Source organism: Streptomyces tagetis (assembly GCF_018069565.1).
Taxonomy (GTDB): domain Bacteria; phylum Actinomycetota; class Actinomycetes; order Streptomycetales; family Streptomycetaceae; genus Streptomyces; species Streptomyces tagetis.
Window position 1 is genome coordinate 539,814 of record NZ_JAGPNL010000005.1, and the last position, 19,234, is coordinate 559,047.

18 protein-coding genes and 1 rRNA gene are annotated in these 19,234 nt (G+C 72.7%); 5 read left to right on the forward strand and 14 right to left on the reverse strand.

What is annotated here, in order from left to right:
• The first annotated feature begins 19 nt into the window (after window positions 1-19).
• Window positions 20-874: a radical SAM protein gene (locus J5Y05_RS20790; protein ID WP_210874524.1), complete on the forward strand. Its 855-nt coding sequence runs from the start codon at window positions 20-22 to the stop codon at window positions 872-874.
• Between the two features lie 13 nt (window positions 875-887).
• Window positions 888-2,018 carry a methyltransferase domain-containing protein gene (locus J5Y05_RS20795; RefSeq protein ID WP_210874525.1) on the forward strand — a complete coding sequence of 377 codons (1,131 nt, stop codon included), beginning with the start codon at window positions 888-890 and terminating at the stop codon, window positions 2,016-2,018.
• A gap of 108 nt (window positions 2,019-2,126) precedes the next feature.
• Here the strand turns inward: J5Y05_RS20795 and J5Y05_RS20800 are convergent, their stop codons facing one another.
• From J5Y05_RS20800 to J5Y05_RS20820, 5 genes are all read right to left on the reverse strand, one after another.
• Window positions 2,127-3,845, reverse strand: a complete 1,719-nt coding sequence (locus J5Y05_RS20800; protein WP_210874526.1) for a bifunctional uroporphyrinogen-III C-methyltransferase/uroporphyrinogen-III synthase — start codon at window positions 3,843-3,845, stop codon at window positions 2,127-2,129.
• On the reverse strand, window positions 3,842-4,801 hold the full coding sequence (hemC, locus tag J5Y05_RS20805) for a hydroxymethylbilane synthase (protein ID WP_210874527.1): 960 nt from the start codon (window positions 4,799-4,801) through the stop codon (window positions 3,842-3,844). Before hemC ends, J5Y05_RS20800 begins: the two co-directional genes overlap by 4 nt.
• A complete protein-coding gene (locus tag J5Y05_RS20810; protein ID WP_210874528.1) occupies window positions 4,798-6,567 on the reverse strand; it encodes a glutamyl-tRNA reductase in 1,770 nt (589 codons plus the stop codon). The genes hemC and J5Y05_RS20810 overlap by 4 nt, the downstream gene beginning before the upstream one ends.
• Window positions 6,564-7,328, reverse strand: coding sequence for a redox-sensing transcriptional repressor Rex (locus tag J5Y05_RS20815; protein ID WP_210874529.1), 765 nt, complete (start codon window positions 7,326-7,328; stop codon window positions 6,564-6,566). The genes J5Y05_RS20810 and J5Y05_RS20815 overlap by 4 nt, the downstream gene beginning before the upstream one ends.
• Window positions 7,329-7,602: 274 nt before the next feature.
• Window positions 7,603-7,953, reverse strand: coding sequence for a glutaredoxin family protein (locus J5Y05_RS20820; protein ID WP_210874530.1), 351 nt, complete (start codon window positions 7,951-7,953; stop codon window positions 7,603-7,605).
• A gap of 153 nt (window positions 7,954-8,106) precedes the next feature.
• On the opposite strand from J5Y05_RS20820, the gene J5Y05_RS20825 reads away from it, so the two are divergent.
• The 3 genes from J5Y05_RS20825 (at window position 8,107) to J5Y05_RS20835 (ending at window position 11,670) form a co-directional block, all read left to right on the forward strand.
• Complete coding sequence (locus J5Y05_RS20825) at window positions 8,107-9,042, forward strand: HAD family hydrolase (RefSeq protein WP_210874531.1); 936 nt, start codon at window positions 8,107-8,109, stop codon at window positions 9,040-9,042.
• A gap of 333 nt (window positions 9,043-9,375) precedes the next feature.
• Complete coding sequence (locus J5Y05_RS20830) at window positions 9,376-10,170, forward strand: ECF subfamily RNA polymerase sigma factor, BldN family (RefSeq protein ID WP_210874532.1); 795 nt, start codon at window positions 9,376-9,378, stop codon at window positions 10,168-10,170.
• 258 nt (window positions 10,171-10,428) lie between these two features.
• Window positions 10,429-11,670, forward strand: coding sequence for a DUF5667 domain-containing protein (locus J5Y05_RS20835; protein ID WP_210874533.1), 1,242 nt, complete (start codon window positions 10,429-10,431; stop codon window positions 11,668-11,670).
• Window positions 11,671-11,846: 176 nt separating this feature from the next.
• Here the strand turns inward: J5Y05_RS20835 and J5Y05_RS20840 are convergent, their stop codons facing one another.
• The 9 genes from J5Y05_RS20840 to rrf form a co-directional block, all read right to left on the reverse strand.
• The gene (locus J5Y05_RS20840) at window positions 11,847-12,878 is read right to left on the reverse strand and encodes a lysophospholipid acyltransferase family protein (protein WP_210874534.1); all 1,032 of its coding nucleotides are present in this window, start codon (window positions 12,876-12,878) and stop codon (window positions 11,847-11,849) included.
• A 14-nt stretch (window positions 12,879-12,892) separates the two neighbouring features.
• Window positions 12,893-13,954, reverse strand: a complete 1,062-nt coding sequence (locus J5Y05_RS20845; RefSeq protein ID WP_210874535.1) for an NAD-dependent epimerase/dehydratase family protein — start codon at window positions 13,952-13,954, stop codon at window positions 12,893-12,895.
• Between the two features lie 254 nt (window positions 13,955-14,208).
• Complete coding sequence (locus tag J5Y05_RS20850; RefSeq protein WP_003948845.1) at window positions 14,209-14,307, reverse strand: 30S ribosomal protein bS22; 99 nt, start codon at window positions 14,305-14,307, stop codon at window positions 14,209-14,211.
• Window positions 14,308-14,505: 198 nt separating this feature from the next.
• Window positions 14,506-14,718: a helix-turn-helix domain-containing protein gene (locus J5Y05_RS20855; RefSeq protein WP_030422657.1), complete on the reverse strand. Its 213-nt coding sequence runs from the start codon at window positions 14,716-14,718 to the stop codon at window positions 14,506-14,508.
• Between the two features lie 129 nt (window positions 14,719-14,847).
• Window positions 14,848-15,663 carry a phosphatase gene (locus J5Y05_RS20860; protein WP_210874536.1) on the reverse strand — a complete coding sequence of 272 codons (816 nt, stop codon included), beginning with the start codon at window positions 15,661-15,663 and terminating at the stop codon, window positions 14,848-14,850.
• 249 nt (window positions 15,664-15,912) lie between these two features.
• On the reverse strand, window positions 15,913-17,085 hold the full coding sequence (locus J5Y05_RS20865) for an acetoin utilization protein AcuC (RefSeq protein WP_210874537.1): 1,173 nt from the start codon (window positions 17,083-17,085) through the stop codon (window positions 15,913-15,915).
• The gene (locus tag J5Y05_RS20870; RefSeq protein WP_210874538.1) at window positions 17,036-18,292 is read right to left on the reverse strand and encodes an MFS transporter; all 1,257 of its coding nucleotides are present in this window, start codon (window positions 18,290-18,292) and stop codon (window positions 17,036-17,038) included. Before J5Y05_RS20870 ends, J5Y05_RS20865 begins: the two co-directional genes overlap by 50 nt.
• Window positions 18,293-18,415: 123 nt before the next feature.
• Window positions 18,416-19,060, reverse strand: coding sequence for an HAD family hydrolase (locus tag J5Y05_RS20875; RefSeq protein ID WP_210874539.1), 645 nt, complete (start codon window positions 19,058-19,060; stop codon window positions 18,416-18,418).
• Between the two features lie 61 nt (window positions 19,061-19,121).
• A 5S ribosomal RNA gene (gene rrf / locus J5Y05_RS20880) occupies window positions 19,122-19,234 on the reverse strand; the annotation flags it as partial.

Below are 19,234 nucleotides of genomic sequence, written 5' to 3' on the forward strand. Positions count from 1 at the left end.
TTCGAACAGGAGACCACTCATGACCGTCGCCCCTGAGGCGCCCACCCGGCAGGCCCCGGAGTTCCTGGAGCTGGAGATCACCGGCAAGTGCCAGCTCACCTGCCCGTCCCTGTGTTACGCCGAGGCCGGCCCCACCGAGGGCCACGGCAGCATGACGACCGACGACTGGAAGCGCGTCATCGGCGAGGCCGCCGAGATCGGCGTGAAGCGGGTGCAGCTCATCGGCGGCGAGCCCACCACGCACCCGGACTTCGAGACGCTGGCACAGCACGCCCTGGACCTCGGCCTCGCCGTGCAGACCTACAGCAACCTCTACCGCGTCCGAGCCGGTCACTGGGACCTCTTCCGTCACCCGAAGGCGTCCCTGGCGACCTCGTACCACAGCGATGTCGCCGAGGAGCATGACCGTGTCACCGGCCGGCAGGGCTCCCACCGGGCTACCCGCGCGAACATCGTGCAGGCACTCGACCGGGGCATCCCGCTCCAGGTCGGCATCGTCCACGTCTTCGAGGGACAGCGCACCGCGCAGGCCCGCGAGGAGCTGCTCGCGCTCGGGGTGCGCACCGTGAACGTGGACCGGGTCCGTAGCGTCGGCCGGGGGGAGGTTCACGTCCCAAGCACCGCGGACCTGTGCGGGCGCTGCGCGGACGGCCGGGCTGCCGTCATGACCGACGGCGGCATCACGCCGTGCGTTCTGGGACGGTTCCTCGGCACGGGCAACGTGAAGGCCGAGGGCCTCGCCGCGGTGTTCGCCGGGCAGCGGTGGCGGGAGACCGCCGCGAGCATCCCGCCGCGCAGGGTCACCGCCTGCCCGCCCGACGACTCCGGCGACTGCGACCCGGCCAACACCGAGGCGTGCGACCCCGCCTACTGAGAGGGCAGTGAAGATGAAGTGGCTACCGTCGGCCCGGCGCCTGGCACACCAGGTCGTCCGGCCGGAGTCTCGCTGGCATGCCGCGGTCGCCTCCACGCCGCGGCACGCGTACGTGCCCGGCTGGTGGGAACGAGACGACGCGGACGGGTGGCGGCTGCACAGCGGGCCCGACGACCCCGTCACCTGGATGGAGACGGCGTACAGCGACCGGACGCTCGTGACCCAGGTCGGCGGCCATCACGCCGACCTGGTCGGACAGGCCCCGGTCCTGGCCAGTGGCCGTCCGGCCTCGTCGTCGACGCTGCCCAGCCTGGTGGTACGGATGTACCGGCACGCGATGATCTCCGACAGCGACGACATCCTCGTGACCACCGGCAGCGGCTACGGCACCGCCCTCGCGTGCGCCCGACTCGGCGCCGGCCGGGTCACGAGCATCGACGTCGACGAGCACCTGGTGCGGCTCGCCACGGACCGGCTCGCCCTCCACGGGGAGGCTCCCCGGATGCTCGTCCGCGACATCACGGGACCTCTGCCCGGCCGGTACGACCGGATCGTGACCACCGTGTCGGTGCGGCAGATCCCGGTCTCCTGGCTGCGGGCGCTGAGGCCGGGCGGCAGGCTCGTGACGACGGTCTCCGGCACCGGCCTGATCCTCACCGCGGACAAGAACGCGGACGGCGGCGCCGACGGCCGTATCGAGTGGGACCGTGCCGGGTTCATGGCGGCACGGCACGGTGACGGCTCTCACCATCCCGATTCCCACTGGAAGGAGGCCGGCGAAGGCGACGGCGAGGAGACGAGCACCAGCCGCTACCCGCTGCTCGACCCGCGGGACGCGTGGGACGTGATGTCGATGCTGGAGCTGACCTGCCCCGGCATCGACTACCGGGTCCGGGAGGCCGGCGGCACCCGCACCGTGTGGCTGCTGCACCCCGACGGGTCGTGGGCCCGCGCTTCGGCGACCGGGTTCCTGGACTCGCCGGTCGTGCACGAGAGCGGACCACAGCGGCTCTGGGACCGCCTCGAACGCATCCGCCACCGACTCAACCGAAGCGGCTCGCTGCCCGTCTACGGAGCCCGGGTCAGCATCACCCCGGACGGCGAGACGACCCTGAGCCGAGGGTCGTGGTCCACCACCCTGTAGCACCTCGACAGCGCCCGGGACGACCGGGGACGGCCCAGGAAAACAAAGAGGCGGAGCGTTCCTGCAGAACGTTCCGCCTCCTTGTCGGGGCTCCTGGTGCCGGGTCGGTCAGGTGGTCGAGCGGCGGCGGCGTGCGCCGGGGCGGCGTTCGCTGGGCCGGGTGACCGGGTCGCCCGCCTCGATGGCGGCGGTGCGGCGCCGGAGGCCGAAGTCGGCCAGGGCCTGGGCCAGCTTGTGCACGGACGGCTCGGGGGCCATCACGTCGACCCGCAGGCCGTGTTCCTCGGCCGTCTTGGCGGTCGCCGGGCCGATGCAGGCGATCACCGTGACGTTGTGCGGCTTGCCGGCGATGCCGACCAGGTTCCGCACGGTGGACGACGAGGTGAACATGACCGCGTCGAAACCACCGCCCTTGATCGCCTCCCGCGTGGTCGCCGGCGGCGGCGAGGCACGCACCGTGCGGTAGGCGGTGACGTCGTCGACCTCCCAGCCCAGCTCGATCAACCCGGCGACCAGGGTCTCCGTGGCGATGTCGGCGCGGGGCAGGAAGACACGGTCGATCGGGTCGAAGACCGGGTCGTAGGGCGGCCAGTCCTCGACCAGGCCACGGGCCGACTGCTCGCCGCTCGGCACCAGATCGGGCCGGACGCCGAAGTCGATCAGGGCCTGGGCGGTCTGGTCGCCGACCGCGGCGACCTTGATCCCGGCGAAGGCACGGGCGTCGAGCCCGTACTCCTCGAACTTCTCCCGGACCGCCTTGACCGCGTTGACCGACGTGAAGGCGATCCACTCGTAGCGGCCGGTCACCAGGCCCTTGACCGCGCGCTCCATCTGCTGGGGCGTGCGCGGCGGCTCGACCGCGATGGTCGGCACCTCGTGCGGCACGGCCCCGTAGGACCGCAGTTGGTCGGAGAGCGACGCCGCCTGCTCCTTGGTGCGCGGCACGAGGACCTTCCAGCCGAAGAGCGGCTTGGACTCGAACCACGAGAGCTGCTCGCGCTGGGCGGTGGCGGAACGCTCGCCGACCACGGCTATCACCGGACGCCCACCGTCCGGCGAGGGCAGCACCTTGGCCTGCTTGAGCGTCTGGGCGATCGTGCCGAGCGTCGCGGTCCAGGTGCGCTGGCGCGTCGTCGTCCCGGCGACGGTCACCGTGAGGGGGGTGTCCGGCTTGCGGCCCGCGGCGACCAGTTCCCCGGCGGTGGCGGCCACCGAGTCGAGCGTCGTCGACACCACGACCGTGCCGTCGGAGGCGCCCAGCTCGGTCCAGCAGCGGTCCGAGGCGGTCCGCGCGTCCACGAACCTCACGTCGGTCCCCTCCGCGTCCCTCAGCGGCACCCCCGCGTACGCGGGCACGCCGACGGCGGTGGCGATGCCCGGGACGACCTCGAAGGGCACCCCCGCGGCGGCGCACGCCAGCATCTCCTCGGCGGCGTACGTGTCCAGCCCCGGGTCACCGGTGACCGCACGGACGACCCGCCTGCCGCCCCGCGCGGCCTCCATGACAAGATGTGCGGCATCCCGCACGGCGGGGGTGCCGGTGGTGGTCGACGAACCGTCAACTACCGCCAGCCTGGGCACGCCTGCGCCCGGACCGGGCTGCGCCGAGGAGTCCGCGGACGCGTCCGCGTCCGTATGCACCTCGGTCACGCCCTGCCGCGCGTGCGTGCGGACCACGTCGAGCACCTCGTGCTCGGCGACGAGGACGTCCGCGTGGGCCAGCGCCTCGACGGCGCGCAGAGTCAGCAGTCCCGGATCTCCGGGTCCGGCACCCAGGAAGGTGACGTGCCCGTGTTCGGGACAGGCGGGAAAGGCGGTGGGGCTCAATGTGCTCGCTCCCCCATCAGACCGGCCGCGCCCTGGGCGAGCATCTCGGTGGCGAGGTCACGACCGAGCGCCAGCGCCTGCTCGTGCGTCTCGGGCACGGGACCGGTGGTGGACAACTGCACCATCGTGGCGCCGTCGGTGGTACCGACGACTCCGCGCAGGCGCATTTCCTTGACAACCTGCCCTTCGGCCAGCAGGTCGGCCAGCGCGCCCACGGGCGCGCTGCAACCGGCCTCCAGGGCGGCGAGCAGTGACCGCTCGGCCGTCACGGCGATCCGCGTGAACGGGTCGTCGAGTTCGGCGAGCGCGGCGATGAGGTCGGGGTCGCCCGCTGGGGCCTCGACCGCGAGGGCGCCCTGGCCGGGCGCGGGGAGCATGACGTCGGGCGACAGGAAGTCGGTCGCCTCGTCGATGCGGCCGACCCGGTTCAGCCCGGCGGCGGCGAGCACGACCGCGTCGAGTTCCCCGCGCTCCACGAAGGAGATACGGGTGTCGACGTTACCCCGGATCGGGACGGTCTCGATGTCCAGCCCGTGGGCCCGCGCGTACGCGTTGAGCTGCGCCATGCGGCGCGGCGCCCCGGTGCCGATGCGTGCCCCGTTCGGCAGGTCGGTCAGCTTCGTCGCCTCGCGGGCGACGATCACGTCCCGGAAGTCCTCGCGCACGGGGACGGCGGCCAGGACCAGCCCCGGGTGCTGTGCGGTCGGGATGTCCTTGAGCGAATGAACCGCGAAGTCCACCTCTCCCCGCAACAACGCCTCGCGCAGCGCGGCCACGAACACGCCCGTGCCGCCGATCTGTGCCAGGTGCTCACGCGACGTGTCGCCGTACGTGGTGATCTCGACGAGCTCCACAGGCCGTCCGGTCACCTGGCTCACGGCGTCCGCCACCTGCCCGGACTGGGCCATGGCGAGCTTGCTGCGCCTGGTCCCAAGCCTCAGTGCCTTCTCAGTCATGCCGGCCCTCGGTTCTTCTCAGTGCTGTTCTCGGCCCGTGAGACGGAGGCCACCGTCTCCTGGTCGAGGTCGAACAGGGTGCGCAGCGCGTCCGCGTACCCGGCGCCGCCGGGCTCGGCGGCAAGCTGCTTGACCCGGACCGTCGGCGCGTGCAGCAGTTTGTCGACCACACGCTTGACGGTCTGGGTGATCTCGGAGCGGTGTTTGGCGTCGAGGCCCGGCAGCCGCCCTTCCAGCCGGGCCATCTCGCCCGCCACGACGTCGGCGGCCATGCTGCGCAGCGCGACGACGGTGGGCGTGATGCGCGCGGCCCGCTGCGCCGCGCCGAACGCCGTGACCTCGTCACCGACGATACGGCGGACCTGGTCGACATCGGAGGCCATGGGGGCGTCGGCGGACGCCTCGGCGAGCGATTCGATGTCCACCAGGCGGACCCCGGCCAGCCGGTGCACGGCGATGTCGATGTCGCGCGGCATGGCGAGGTCGAGCAGGTACAGGGAGGGCCTCGGGCGCGGCACCTCGGCGACCGGCTCGGGCCGGCGCCGCTCGGGGACGCGTCCGGCGGAGGTCGCGGTGGCGGCCAGCGCCGTGATCAGCTCGGCGTCCGTGCCGGGGCCGCGCTGGTCACGGCGTGCGCTCTCGCGCCGCTCGGTGGCGGTGCCGCCGGCGGCCCAGGCCGCGTGCTGCTCCAGCGTCGCCGCGTCCATGCCGGCCACGGCGGCGTCGCCCATGACGGAGAAGCCGGAGGGCACGGAGGCGAGGTCGAGCGGGCAGTTCTCCTCGGCGGCGGGGGCCGGCGTCCGGCCGTCCCGCGCGGCGGGCATGGTCTCGGCGGCGGCGCCCGTCTCCCGGGCACCCGTCTCCCGGGCACCCTTGTCCCGGGCGCCCGTCTCCCGGGCGGCGGGGAACAGCTCGGCGGGGGCGCCGGTGCGGGCGGCGACGGTCTCGGCCACGGCCTCGGCCGTGAGGACGAGCCCGGTCGCGCCGGTGCAGGAGACGGCCAGGTCGGCGCGGGTCAGTTCGTGCGGTACGGCGTCCATCGGCACCGCGCGGGCCCGTACGCCGGTCCCGCCCTCGGTGAGGATGGCGGCGAGGCGCTCGGCGCGCTCGGCGGTGCGGTTGGCGACGGTGATCTCGGCGACCCCGGCCCGCGCCAGCGTGGCGGCGGCCAGGGAGGACATCGAACCGGCGCCGATGACCAGCACCTTCTTGCCCCGGGCCCAGGTCTCGACGTCGCCGCCCTCGGCGAGCTGTTCCAGTCCGAAAGTGACCAGGGACTGTCCGGCCCGGTCGATCCCGGTCTCGGAGTGGGCGCGCTTGCCGACCCGCAGCGCCTGCTGGAACAGGTCGTTGAGCAGCCGTCCGGCGGAGTGCTGGTCCTGGGCGCGGGCGAGCGAGTCCTTGATCTGGCCGAGGATCTGCCCCTCGCCGACCACCATCGAGTCCAGCCCGCAGGCCACCGAGAACAGGTGGTGCACGGCCCGGTCCTCGTAGTGGACGTACAGGTGCGGGGTGAGTTCGTCGAGGCCGACCCCGCTGTGCTGGGCGAGCAGCGTGGACAGCTCGGCGACACCGGCGTGGAACTTGTCCACGTCGGCGTAGAGCTCGATGCGGTTGCAGGTGGCGAGCAGGGCCGCCTCGGTGGCCGGTTCGGCGGCGACCGTGTCCTGGACCAGCTTGAACTGCGCGTCCGCGCTCAGCGAGACACGCTCCAGCACGCTCACGGGCGCGCTGCGGTGGCTCAGCCCGACGACGAGAAGACTCATGCCGGCATCACGGCGGGGACTTCCCCGTCCGGTCCGTCGTCGGCCGGCCGTGTCCGCACGGCGGGCGGCGGCGGCGCGGCGCCGCCGGACGTCGCCTCCTCGCCGGCCTTGCGCTGCTCGTGGAAGGCGAGGATCTGCAACTCGATGGAGAGGTCGACCTTCCGCACGTCGACACCGTCGGGGACGCTCAGGACGGTCGGCGCGAAGTTCAAGATGGAGGTGACGCCGGCGGCCACGAGGCGGTCGCAGACCTGCTGGGCGGCGCCCGCGGGGGTCGCGATCACGCCGATCGAGACACCGTCGTTCCGGATGATCGCTTCCAGCTCGTCGGTGTGCTGCACGGGGATGCCCGCGACGGGCTTTCCGGCCATCGACGGATCGGCGTCTATGAGCGCGGCGACCCGGAAGCCACGGGAGGCGAAGCCGCCGTAGTTGGCGAGCGCGGCGCCGAGATTGCCGATTCCTACGATGACAACCGGCCAGTCCTGGGTCAGCCCGAGTTCACGCGAGATCTGGTACACGAGATACTCGACGTCGTAGCCCACCCCGCGGGTCCCGTAGGAACCGAGGTAGGAGAAGTCCTTGCGCAGCTTCGCGGAGTTGACGCCCGCCGCCGCGGCCAGCTCCTCGGAGGAGACCGTGGGCACCGAACGCTCCGAGAGCGCGGTCAGCGCGCGGAGGTACAGCGGAAGCCTGGCGACGGTGGCCTCGGGAATCCCTCGGCTGCGGGTCGCCGGTCGGTGTGCTCGGCCAGTTGCCACGATGCTCCTGCGGGTAGAGCGGGGCTGTAGGCGGTCATACGTCCCTACATGACCGCCCCGTCGGATGCAGGTTATGTCTTTGTGAACGCGTGCACAAAGATGGTGTCCGATTTGCCCGGCCAACGTGACCGGGGTCACGCGACCCCGGCGCACTGATGTGGAACCGGCGCATACGCACCCTCGTTCCTCACTCATCGGGGGCAAAGCCGTGCACACTCCTCACGATCAACGCCCCCGGGACCACGTCACCATCGATCCTAAGCGACCATCCGGACTACCTGAACTGATCGGTCAGTGCCTTGCGCAGCCGTTCCTCGTTCACACGCCAGAAGGTGTGCTGCCTGCCGTCGACCAGGACGACCGGGATCTGTTCCCAGTACGCGTCGTGCAGCCGGCGGTCCTCGGTGATGTCCTTCGCCTCCCAGGCGACGCCGAGGTCGGCGCAGACCTTCTCGACGACCGACTGGGCGTCGTCGCAGAGGTGGCAGCCGGGCTTGCGGACGAGGGTGACGACATGGGACTCGGTACTCGGGGAGGACGGCCGCGCCTGCGCGGGCTGCGGGGACTGCGGGGACTGCTCGGTCTCCCGGTCCCTCCGGCGGAAGAGGGGGCTCATGCCGGCCATTCTCGCGCGCTCCGGCCCGTCGGGAGCCCCCGCGTCGGCGTCCGCCTCGTCCCGCTGTGCGCCGGACCCGGCAACGCCGCCGTCGCCGCGGGTTCACGTGCCCACCACCTCTCGGCTCCGGAACACCCGAACAGAATGGCTATGCTCACGGACATGGCCGCTCTTCGATGGCTCTCCCCCCGCAGACGTTCCGCCACGGCCCGCAGTGTGCTGGCGGGCGAGGCGTCGGCGGAGGCCGCCCGCGAGTCCACCCTCCGCGAGGCCGCGTCCGCCGAGCGGGCCGCCGAAGGCGGGGAGGCCCCGTTCCCGGTCCACGGCGACGACCGCGCCGCCGCCTTCTTCGACCTCGACAACACCGTGATGCAGGGCGCCGCGCTGTTCCACTTCGGCCGCGGCCTGTACAAGCGGAAGTTCTTCGAGACCCGCGACCTGATGCGCTTCGCCTGGCAGCAGGCGTGGTTCCGGATGGCCGGCACCGAGGACCCCGAGCACATGCGGGACGCCCGCGACTCGGCCCTCTCCATCGTCAAGGGCCACCGCGTCAGCGAGCTGCGCTCCATCGGCGAGGAGATCTACGACGAGTACATGGCCGGGCGGATCTGGCCCGGCACCCGGGCCCTGGCCCAGGCCCACCTGGACGCGGGCCAGCGGGTCTGGCTGGTCACGGCGGCCCCGGTGGAGATCGCCCAGGTGATCGCCGGGCGGCTCGGCCTGACCGGCGCCCTCGGCACGGTCGCCGAGTCCGTCGCCGGCGTCTACACCGGGCGCCTGGTCGGCGAACCGCTGCACGGACCGGCCAAGGCGGAGGCGGTACGCGCCCTCGCCTCGGCGGAGAACCTGGACCTGTCGCGCTGCGCCGCCTACAGCGACTCGCACAACGACATCCCGATGCTGTCGCTGGTCGGCCACCCCTACGCGATCAACCCGGACTCCAAGCTGCGCAAGCACGCCCGCGACCTGGAGTGGCGCCTGCGCGACTACCGCACGGGCCGCAAGGCGGCGAAGGTCGGCATCCCCGCGGCGGCCGGCGTCGGCGCCGTGGCCGGCGGCACCGCCGCCGCGATCGCCCTGCACCGCCGCCGCCGCTGACGGCGGGGCCGTACCACCGCCGGTGAACGGCCCGATCGGACGGCCCTACCCCGGAGGGAACCCCTCCAGTCCACCCGTGCGCACTTTGGCCACAACCCGCACGGTCACCCATCGGAACTCGAAAGTTTTCGATCAGGATCTGATCAGCAACCCGTACTCACTCAGTCATCAACCGGCTACGGAAACGACGTAATCGGTGATTTGAGCAACTGGGTGTAGCAGTCCCTGTACGAAGCGTTATTCTCCTCAGACGCAATTCGGTACCCGTCCGTCGCTACGACGGGTGAACGGTTCCGCACTGCACGTGATGGAAGCTCTGCCTCTGGGAGTCCCGTGTACCCACACGTCGGGGTTGACGCCTCGGGCCTGGCTACGCTGCGCGCAACGGTCAAAACAGCCCAGGACCTGCTGCGCGCTCTCGTCCCCACCGCGTACGCCGTCCCCGCACTCGCCGCGGCGGTCACCGCCCCCGCCGGCCCGTGCTACGCACTCGCCGACGGCAGCGCCGCCGTCGGCAGACGCGCCCGCTCGTCCTCGTCCGGTGCCGCCACCACCCACCGCCGGCCCGCCGCGGACAGTGACAGCGCCCGGATGATGGACCTCGTCGAGCGGGCCCAGGCCGGTGAGGCCGACGCCTTCGGCCGGCTCTACGACCAGTACAGCGACACCGTGTACCGGTACATCTACTACCGCGTCGGCGGAAAGGCGACGGCCGAGGACCTGACCAGCGAGACCTTTCTGCGCGCCCTGCGGCGCATCGGCACCTTCACCTGGCAGGGGCGTGACTTCGGCGCCTGGCTCGTGACCATCGCCCGCAACCTGGTCGCCGACCACTTCAAGTCCAGCCGCTTCCGGCTGGAGATCACCACCGGCGAGATGCTCGACGCCAACGAGGTCGAGCGCTCCCCCGAGGACTCCGTCCTCGAATCGCTCTCCAACGCCGCCCTGCTCGACGCCGTACGCCGGCTCAACCCACAGCAGCAGGAGTGCGTCACCCTCCGCTTCCTCCAGGGCCTCTCGGTCGCCGAGACCGCGCGCGTCATGGGCAAGAACGAGGGAGCCATCAAAACGCTCCAGTACCGGGCCGTCCGCACCCTCGCCCGGCTGCTGCCGGAAGACGCTCGCTGAGCCCCGGGCGCCCCGCCGGGGCGTCACCACCCTCCGCATTCCCCAAATCACCATCGGTGAAAGTCAGTTGAGACCGCGGTCCGATCACCCACCGTCCGTAACCCAAGTACCGCGCCGCTCGTTGTGCGGGATGCAGGCTCCCTGTGGTCAATCGCCCCTGGCCGACTCCGGCCGCACTCGCGTGTGGTCGGGGCCGGGGTGTGCGACCCTCAGGACCCCCTGGGGAGTCGACCGTCATGACGAGAGGAGGTGCCGCCAGTGATCGCGAACGTATCGGCACACCGGCGGGCGAACGCCTTCGCCCAGGCTCTGGAGGAGCAGTCCGATCCGGGGGCGGCGACCGAGCAGCCCGAAGGATCGCCGCCCACCGGGGCCACCGCGGACCAGGCCGAGCGGGGGCGCCTGCTGGCCCTCACCGCCGACCTGGACACGCTGCCCAAGCCGGAGCTGGACCCCGAGGTCAAAGTCGTCCAGCGCGCACGGCTGGTGGCGGCGTTCGAGGCCATGCTCCAGGAGGGCACCGCGGGGGGCGAAACGAATCCTTCGGTACCCGGACAACGCCATGCCCGCGGCGCCCACCGCGCGGCCCCGCTCAAGAAGTTCCGTCCACGCTCCCGGCTGGCCAAGGGGCTCACCGCCGGCGGGCTCAGTGTGAGCGTCGCCGCCGGGGCCTTCGGCGGAGTCGCCGCCGCCAGCTCCGACGCCCTGCCCGGCGACTCCCTCTACGGCCTCAAACGCGGCATAGAGGATTTCCGGCTCGGTCTCACCGACGGTGACGACGAGCGCGGGCAGGCCTACCTGGACCAGGCGTCCACCCGGCTCAGCGAGGCCCGCCGGCTGATGGAACGCGGTCGCCTCGGCGACCTCGACCACGAGTCCCTCGGCCAGGTCCGCCGCGCCCTGTCCGGGATGCGGCACGACGCCTCCGAGGGCCACCGGCTGCTCAGCGCCGTCTTCGCCCGGGACCCCGACTCGCTCGCCCCCATGCAGGCGCTCTCCGCCTTCTCCCGCTCGCACCGGGAGACCTGGAGCGCGCTGCGCGACCAACTGCCCGTGCAGCTCGGAGACGTGAGCGAGCAGGTCTCCTCGGTCTTCGACGCCATAGAGAACGACGTGGCCCCGCTGCGTCCGATGCTGCCGGCGCCCTCCCCCCAGGAGGACGAGGGCGGCACCGGCCGGCACCGCGGCCGGCCCGACTCGGAGGTCACCGGCACGCCCGGCGCCCACGAGTCCCCGGCACCCGGCGACGCCACCGGCTCCTCGCCGGGCGGCCACACCCGCACCAGCCCCAGCGAGTCGGCCGGCTCCGACAACCCCGTCGACGGCCTCCTCGGCGGCGGCACCGGCGGCCTGCTCGACCCGCCGAAGGACACCGGCGGCGGCAGCGCCTCGCAGTCCCCGGAGGGCCCCTCCACGCCCGTCCGCCCGGACGTCACCCTCCCGCCGCTCCTGCCGGGTCTCCTGCCCGGCCTGGGCATCCACGGGGAGGACGCCGACTGACCGGCTGACGGCACGGCCAGGCGCCGGGAGCACCCAGACGACGGGGGTGCGCCCGGCGCCTTTCCCTGTGCCACCTGTGCCGCGCGGCAGCCGGAGGGCCGGTCGCGGGGAGGGCCGGTCGCGGTCGCGGGCGGCGGTCGCGGGCGTGGCGGAGGGCCGGTCGCGGGCGTGGCGGGTCAGAAGAAGACCGAGCGGCGCTGCACCAGCAGCTTGTACAGCGTGTGCTGGATCTGCTCCCGCACCTGGTCGGTGAGGTTGAACATCAGCATCGGATCGTCCGCCGCCTCCGGCGGATACCCGTCCGTCGGGATCGGCTCGCCGAACTGGATCGTCCACTTCGTCGGCAGCGGCACCGCCCCCAGCGGACCGAGCCAGGGGAAGGTCGGCGTCAGCGGGAAGTACGGGAACCCCAGCAGCCGCGCCAGCGTCCTGGCGTTGCCGATCAGCGGGTAGGTCTCCTCCGCCCCGACGATCGAGCAGGGCACGATCGGCACGCCCTTGCGCAGCGCCGTGGAGACGAAACCGCCGCGCCCGAACCGCTGGAGCTTGTAACGCTCCCCGAAGGGCTTGCCGATGCCCTTGAAGCCCTCCGGCATCACCCCGACCAGTTCGCCCTGGCCCAGCAGCCGTTCGGCGTCCTCCGTGCAGGCGAGGGTGTGACCGAGCTTGCGGGCCAGCTCGTTGACGACCGGCAGCACGAAGACCAGGTCCGCCGCCAGCAGCCTGAGGTGCCGGTCGGCCGGGTGGTGGTCGTGCACGGCGACCTGCATCATCAGCGCGTCCAGCGGCACCGTCCCGGAGTGGTTGGCGACGATCAGCGCCCCGCCCTCGGACGGGATGTTGCCGATGCCCTTCACCTCGACCCGGAAGTACCGCTCGTACAGCGGGCGCAGCAGCGACATCAGCACCTGGTCGGTGAGTTCGGCGTCGTAGCCGAAGTCGTCGACCTCGTACTCGCCGGTGAGGCGGCGGCGCAGGAAGGCCAGCCCGCTCGCCACCCGCCGCTCCAGCCCGTCGTCGTCGCCGGGCGGCGGCCCCTGGCCGTGCGGGGGGTCCTCGGACTCGGGCAGGGGCTGGATCTCGCGCACCGGCGCGGGCTCGCCCCCGCCGCCGCGCCGGGTCCCCCCGCCCCGGCGCCGCGTCGGGCGCTGCGCGGCGCCGCCCCGCGACCGGTCGTCGTCGAACGGAATGACCTTGGCGTCCGCCATCGTTGATGCGCTCCTCAGTTGGCGCTCTGGGTCGGGAGGTGGCCGCCGCCCCGCGAGGACAGCGCCGCGAGCCGGTCGACGGCCCCCGCGAGGGCCGCCGGCGGCAGCAGTCCGGGTCCCTGGGCGGCGGCGAAGGCCGCGAAGGTCCCGGCCGTGGTGTGGGCGGGCCGGAAGCCGAGGGTCTCGCGCATCTGCGTGCTGTCCACGACCCGCCCGTGGGTGAGCAGCCGGATCTGCTCCGGGGAGAAGTCCGTCATCCCCAGCGTACGCACGAGGGAGCCGGCCCAGGTGACCGCCGGCAGCAGCACCGGCACGGTGGGGCGGCCGAGCCGGCGGGCGCACTGGGAGAGCAGCAGCACGCCGTCCCCGGCGATGTTGAAGGTGCCGCTGTTGAGCGTGGAGCGCCGGGCCGGGTGCGCGGCGATCCGCAACACGTCGATCACGTCGTCCTCGTGCACGAACTGCAGCCTCGGGTCGTAGCCGAAGACGGTCGGCAGCAGCGGCAGCCCGAAGTAGGAGGCGAGCGGTGTCTCCGCGCCGGGGCCGAGGATGTTGGCGAACCGCAGCACGCACACGGCGACGTCCGGACGCCGCCGCGAGAAGCCCCGTACGTACCCCTCGACCTCGACCGCGTCCTTCGCGAAGCCGCCGCTGGGCAGGGACTTGGGCGTGGTGGACTCGGTGCAGACGGCGGGGTCGCGGGGGGCGGAACCGTAGACGTTGGTACTGGACTTGACGACGAGCCGCCGCACGGCCGGGGACTTCTGGCAGGCGCCGAGGAGCTGCATGGTGCCGATGACGTTGGTCTCCTTGACCGACGTCCGGCTGCCGCCGCCCAGCGGTGTGCCGGTGACGTCCATGTGCACGACGGTGTCGGCGCCCGTCTCGGCGAGCACCCGGCCGATGCCGGCCCGGCGGATGTCGGCCCGGACGAACTCGGCGCCGCCCAGGCCGTGCTCGGGCGGTACGGCGTCGACGCCGATGACCCGTTCCACGTCGGGGTCGCGCTGGATGCGCCGCACGAAGCGGCCTCCCAGCCGGCGGGCCACGCCGGTGACGAGCACGATCTTCCCCACGCCCAGCGCCTTCCTTCCGCCCTGCTCCGCGAGCCGGTCCCTGCGACCGGTACGGTGCGGTGTCCGGCCCGCGGTCCGTCCCGCGGTCCGTCCCGTGCCGCGTTCCCGTTACGCGGCACAACTTAGCCGGTCCGGGGGGCGCCGCGGCGACCGCCGGGGCGGCGGATGACGCGTTTTCGCGGGCGCGGGAACGACTGTGGCCCCCCACCGGACGCGGTGGGGGGCCACAGGACACACAGACGGCGCAGCGTCGCCTACTTCTTGTTACGACGCTGAACGCGCGTGCGCTTGAGCAGCTTGCGGTGCTTCTTCTTCGCCATCCGCTTGCGCCGCTTCTTGATAACAGAGCCCACGACTTACCCTCGCTCACTTCTCATGACTCGGTTGTTGGGCGCCATGGGCCCACACGACCTACGAGGGGCCAGCCTACCCGCCCAGTGACCGAGGTCGTAAATCGAGGTGAATCGAACCCGGACCGAGAAGTGGCGGAGCGTCGTGACGACCGGGAGAGGCCCTTGGAACGCCCCCGTCTGGACCTCCCCCGGACCGCCTCAGGCCGTTTCCACCCCCACGTAGCTCTCGCGGAGGTACTCGTGCACCGCTTGCTCCGGGACGCGGAACGACCGTCCGACCCGGATCGCGGGCAGATGACCACTGTGCACCAGGCGGTACACGGTCATCTTGGACACGCGCATCACCGAGGCGACCTCCGCCACGGTAAGGAACTGAACCTCGTTCAGAGGCCTTTCGCCGACTTGAGCCATGACACACCTGAACCTTCCGCACGCGACGGCCACCGGCTTCCCCTTCCGGTGACTCTTCGTCGCTGCGTGCTCACTCCCCAGACTAGGGGCGGGTGATGCGAATGGGGAAGAGGTGCACCCATCGCATGCCTACCGTGACAGACACGCTCGATTGAGTACGTAGCGGATGAGTGGTCGGTAGTACACGGAGCGCACCGCGTCGTCGAGCGGGACCGCGACGGCGACCACGCCCTCCGCCTCCCCGACGAAGAGCGCCGGATCGTCCGTGTCGGCCGGCCCGATCGCCTCGAACCCCAGTTGACCTGCCCCGCAGACCCAGCCGTGGTCTCCGATGACCAGCTCCGGCAGGGGTCCGCCGGCCTCCGCGGCGGCGTCCAGCACCGCCCTGACCGGCAGCGGGGAGTGGGTGTGTGCGCCGGGCTCACCACCGGCGCGTTGTGCGCCGGGTTCCCGCACCAGGGCGACGCGGCGGACGTAGTCGAGGCGGTGCGTGCGTAGACCGAACCGGGTCAATATGTCGACACGGCGACCCTGCGCGGGGGTGAGGACTTCACATCCCGCCGCCGACAGGGCGTCTGCGAGGGCGGCGTAGAAGCCCAGGAGCCGGTGCGGGTGACCGGTGCCGAGGAGCACCGGTCCGCCACGCTGAGCGACGGCGCCGATCCGGTCGGCGAAGGCGTCCAGCGCGGTCAGCGTCCGCTCGGGGTCGATCACGTCCTGGCCGGATGTGTGCCGGGGATCGGCCGAGACCCCGCACCGGTCGGCCATGAGCGCGATCAGTTCCCGATGCTCCCACGTTCCGTACGGATCGAGCCCGATCAGGGCGCGCGGGTCGCGGGCGGCGAACAGCCGGTAGCTGCGCAGGCTCGCCTCGCGGGTGGTGGCCACTTCCCCGGCGAGGCGGGTGTCCAGGAGATGCGCCCTGAGGGCGTCACGGCTCAGCACCCGCAGGATGGTGCCGGACGCCCACCGCCAGGGTCCCCGGAACGGGGAAACACCCCACGGCCGGGGTAATCCGGCGGGCGCCGACGGGCGCGGTGTCGTATCGCGGGCGCGGCGGGGACGGCGGGTGCGGCGAGGACGGCGGGGACGGCGGGGACCCCGCGGGGTCGGTGCGGGCCGGGCCGGGTCAGGTCGGGGCGGCGGTCAGGTCCAGGCGGGGCCGGCGGGTCAGGTCCAGGCGGGGCCGGCGGGTCAGGCCAGCAGGCCCCGGAGCGGGAACACCGCGCGGCGGGCCGCCAGGACCGCCTGGTCCAGCCGGTCCGCGGGGTCGTACCCGGCCTCCCATTCGGACCACCGCACCGGCCACCGCCCGTCCGTCATCCGCATCGGCCCGAGCTGCCGGGTCCGCGCGTACACCTCCTGCCGCCAGCCCTCCGGGATCACCGTCTCCGGCTCCACCGGACGCCCGGCCGCGATTCCCACCAGATGCGTCCACGACCGCGGCACCACCTCGACCACCGCGTACCCGCCGCCGCCCAGCGCCACCCAGCGCCCGTCGGCGTGCGCGTGCGCCAGCTCGTGGCAGGCGTTCTGCACCGCCCGCTGCGCGTCCAGCGACACCGCGAGGTGCGCGAGGGGGTCCTCGAAGTGGGTGTCGGCGCCGTGCTGCGTCACCAGCACCTGCGGCCGGAAGTCGGCGATCAGCTCGGGCACCACCGCGTGGAAGGCCCGCAGCCAGCCCGCGTCGCCGGTCCCGGCGGGCAGCGCGACGTTGACCGCCGAGCCCTCCGCGCCGGGCGCCCCGGTCTCCTCGGGCCACCCGGTCTGCGGGAACAGGGTCCGCGGATGCTCGTGCAGCGAGATCGTCAGGACCCGCGGGTCCTCCCAGAACGCCGCCTGCACGCCGTCCCCGTGGTGCACGTCCACATCGACGTACGCGACCCGTTCCGCGCCCAGCTCCAGCAGCCGGGCGATGGCCAGCGCCGCGTCGTTGTAGACGCAGAACCCGGAGGCGGCGCCGGGCATCGCGTGGTGGAGTCCGCCGGCGAAGTTCACCGCGTGCTGCGTGTCGCCCCGCCACACGGCCTCGGCCGCGCCCACCGACTGGCCGGCGATCAGCGCGGACACCTCGTGCATCCCGGGGAAGGCCGGATCGTCGAGGGTGCCGAGCCCGTACGAGGCGTCGGCCGCGTCCGGCTCCGCGGAGGCCGTGCGCACCGCGTCGATGTAGTCCTCGCGGTGGACGAGCCGCAGCGTCGACTCACCGGCCGGCTTGGCCGCGACCACGTCGACCTCACGGTCGAGGCCCAGGGCGTCGACCAGCCGCCGGGTCAGCGCGAGCCGGACCGGGTCCATCGGGTGCTCGGGACCGAAGTCATAGCCCGTCACTGCCTCGTCCCACATCAACTGTGCGCGGCCGCTCATGCCCGACACCGTATCGGTCCGGCCATGGCGCGAACGAGCGGGCGTACCCGAGGGTCACCAGCACCAGCACCATCGGCACGAGCATCGCGCCCCGGTAGCTCCAGACACCGCCGAGCGCTCCGACCAGCGGCGAACCGACCAGGAAGCCGACGTAGTTGAAGATGTTGAGCCGCGCCACGGCCGCGTCGGAGGCCGCCGCGCCGCCCTGGTCGAACGCGCGCCGCCCGGCCGCCGCGAAGGTCTGCGGCACCAGGACGCACAGCCCGAGCCCGAGCAGCGTGAACCCGAGCATGCCCAGCCACGCCCCGGGCGCCGCCGCCACCACGGCGAACCCGCCCGCCGCGAGCACCGCACCCGCCCGTACGACGGCCGCCGCGCCGAAGCGCCGCACCCCGGCGTCCCCGACGGTCCGCCCGACCAGCGTGGTCACCATGTAGACGTTGTACGGCACGGTGGCGAGCTGCTCCGAACCGCCCAGCACGTCCTGGAGGTACTTGGCGCTCCAGTTGGAGACGGTCGAGTCGCCGATGTACGCGAACGTCATCACCAGGCAGAACGGCAGCAGCATCCGGAAGCCGATGCCGGTCGGGCGGTCGCCCGTGCGCTGACCTGTGCGCTCGCTCGTGTGGTCGGGCTCGCCCCCGCTTCTTTCACCGTCGACGTACCACCGGCTGCCCGTCAGCGCGGCCGGCAGCAGCAGGGCCACGACCGGCAGGTACGACACCCACAGCGCCAGGTGCCAGTGGGCCCCTGCCCAGGCCAGCGAGGCACCGAGGATGCCGCCGAGGCTGTACGCCGCGTGGAACCCGATCACGATGCTGCGCCCGTACGCCCGTTGGAGGCTCACCCCGAGCATGTTCATCGAGGCGTCCAGGGCGCCGACGGCGAGCCCGAAGACGGCCAGGGCGACGGCGAGGAGGGCCACCCGGTCGCCAGCGCCGACGCCGAGCAGCGCGAGGAGCACGACCGGCTGGGACCAGCGCAGGACCCGGCTGGGCCGCACCCGGCGCACCAGCCGCTCGGTGGCCACGCTGCCGGCCCCGGCGAGTACGGGCACGGCGGCCAGGAAGGCGGGCAGCAGCGCGTCGGAGACGCCGTACCGGCTCTGGACCGCCGGGATGCGCGTGACGAGCAGGGCGAAGGCGACGCCCTGGGTGAAGAAGGAGAAGGCCAGCGAGGCCCTGCCGCGCCGCAGCACATCCGTCATGGCGGCGAGCGTAGGGCCCCGGCTTACCGGTGGGTAGATCTCGCCGAAGATGAATTTTCCTCAGCTATGAGGGGCCGTCGCCGGTGTGTCCCCGGCGCGTCTCCGGTGCGAGGACCCGCTCCGTCAGGCGAGGAGGCCGATCAGCTCGGCCATGTCCCCGAAGAGTCCGGTGGCCCCGGTGAGCCGCTCGGCGGGCGTCATCGCGGTGAACCCGTAGACGTCCATGCCGGCGGCGACGGCGGCCTGGACGCCGAGCGGGCTGTCCTCGACGACGACGCACCGCTCGGGCGGGACGCCCATCCGCCGCGCCGCGTGGAGGAAGAGGTCCGGCGCGGGCTTGCCGCGGCCGACGTCCTCGGAGCTGAAGACGCGCTCGTCGTCGAACCACCGGTCCAGTCCGGTCCTGCGGTGGCCGACCCTGATCCGCCGGTGGCTCCCGGAGGAGGCCACGCAGTACGGCACCTGGTCCGCGGCGAGCTTGCCGAGGACGCCGTCGACGCCGGGGACCGGCTCCAGCTCCCGTTCGAAGGCGGTGAAGACGCGCCGGTGGAAGACGTCGTCGAACTCCTCGGGCAGCCGCTGCCCGGTCCGCTCCCGCACGAGGTCGTGGACGCGGTGCAGCGCGGCCCCCATGTAGTCGCGCAACGACTCCTCGTACGACGTCGGGTGTCCCAGTTCGGTGAGGTAGCCGGCGAGGAGCCGGTTGGAGATCGGCTCGCTGTCGACGAGGACACCGTCGTTGTCGAAGAGGACCAGTTCGTAGCGCATGAAAGGACCATAAACGCAGAAGACCCCGTGCCCAAAAGGCACGGGGTCTTCTTCAATGATTGTTCGGCGGCGTCCTACTCTCCCACAGGGTCCCCCCTGCAGTACCATCGGCGCTGTAGAGCTTAGCTTCCGGGTTCGGAATGTAACCGGGCGTTTCCCCTACGCTATAACCAC

Coding starts and splice junctions, on each gene's coding strand:
- J5Y05_RS20790 (WP_210874524.1), top strand. CDS start 20: ATGACCGTCGCCCCTGAGGCGCCCACCCGGCAGGCCCCGGAGTTCCTG.
- J5Y05_RS20795 (WP_210874525.1), top strand. CDS start 888: ATGAAGTGGCTACCGTCGGCCCGGCGCCTGGCACACCAGGTCGTCCGG.
- hemC (WP_210874527.1), bottom strand. CDS start 4,801: ATGACTGAGAAGGCACTGAGGCTTGGGACCAGGCGCAGCAAGCTCGCC.
- J5Y05_RS20810 (WP_210874528.1), bottom strand. CDS start 6,567: ATGAGTCTTCTCGTCGTCGGGCTGAGCCACCGCAGCGCGCCCGTGAGC.
- J5Y05_RS20820 (WP_210874530.1), bottom strand. CDS start 7,953: ATGGCCGGCATGAGCCCCCTCTTCCGCCGGAGGGACCGGGAGACCGAG.
- J5Y05_RS20825 (WP_210874531.1), top strand. CDS start 8,107: ATGGCCGCTCTTCGATGGCTCTCCCCCCGCAGACGTTCCGCCACGGCC.
- J5Y05_RS20840 (WP_210874534.1), bottom strand. CDS start 12,878: ATGGCGGACGCCAAGGTCATTCCGTTCGACGACGACCGGTCGCGGGGC.
- J5Y05_RS20855 (WP_030422657.1), bottom strand. CDS start 14,718: ATGGCTCAAGTCGGCGAAAGGCCTCTGAACGAGGTTCAGTTCCTTACC.
- J5Y05_RS20865 (WP_210874537.1), bottom strand. CDS start 17,085: ATGAGCGGCCGCGCACAGTTGATGTGGGACGAGGCAGTGACGGGCTAT.
- J5Y05_RS20870 (WP_210874538.1), bottom strand. CDS start 18,292: ATGACGGATGTGCTGCGGCGCGGCAGGGCCTCGCTGGCCTTCTCCTTC.
- J5Y05_RS20875 (WP_210874539.1), bottom strand. CDS start 19,060: ATGCGCTACGAACTGGTCCTCTTCGACAACGACGGTGTCCTCGTCGAC.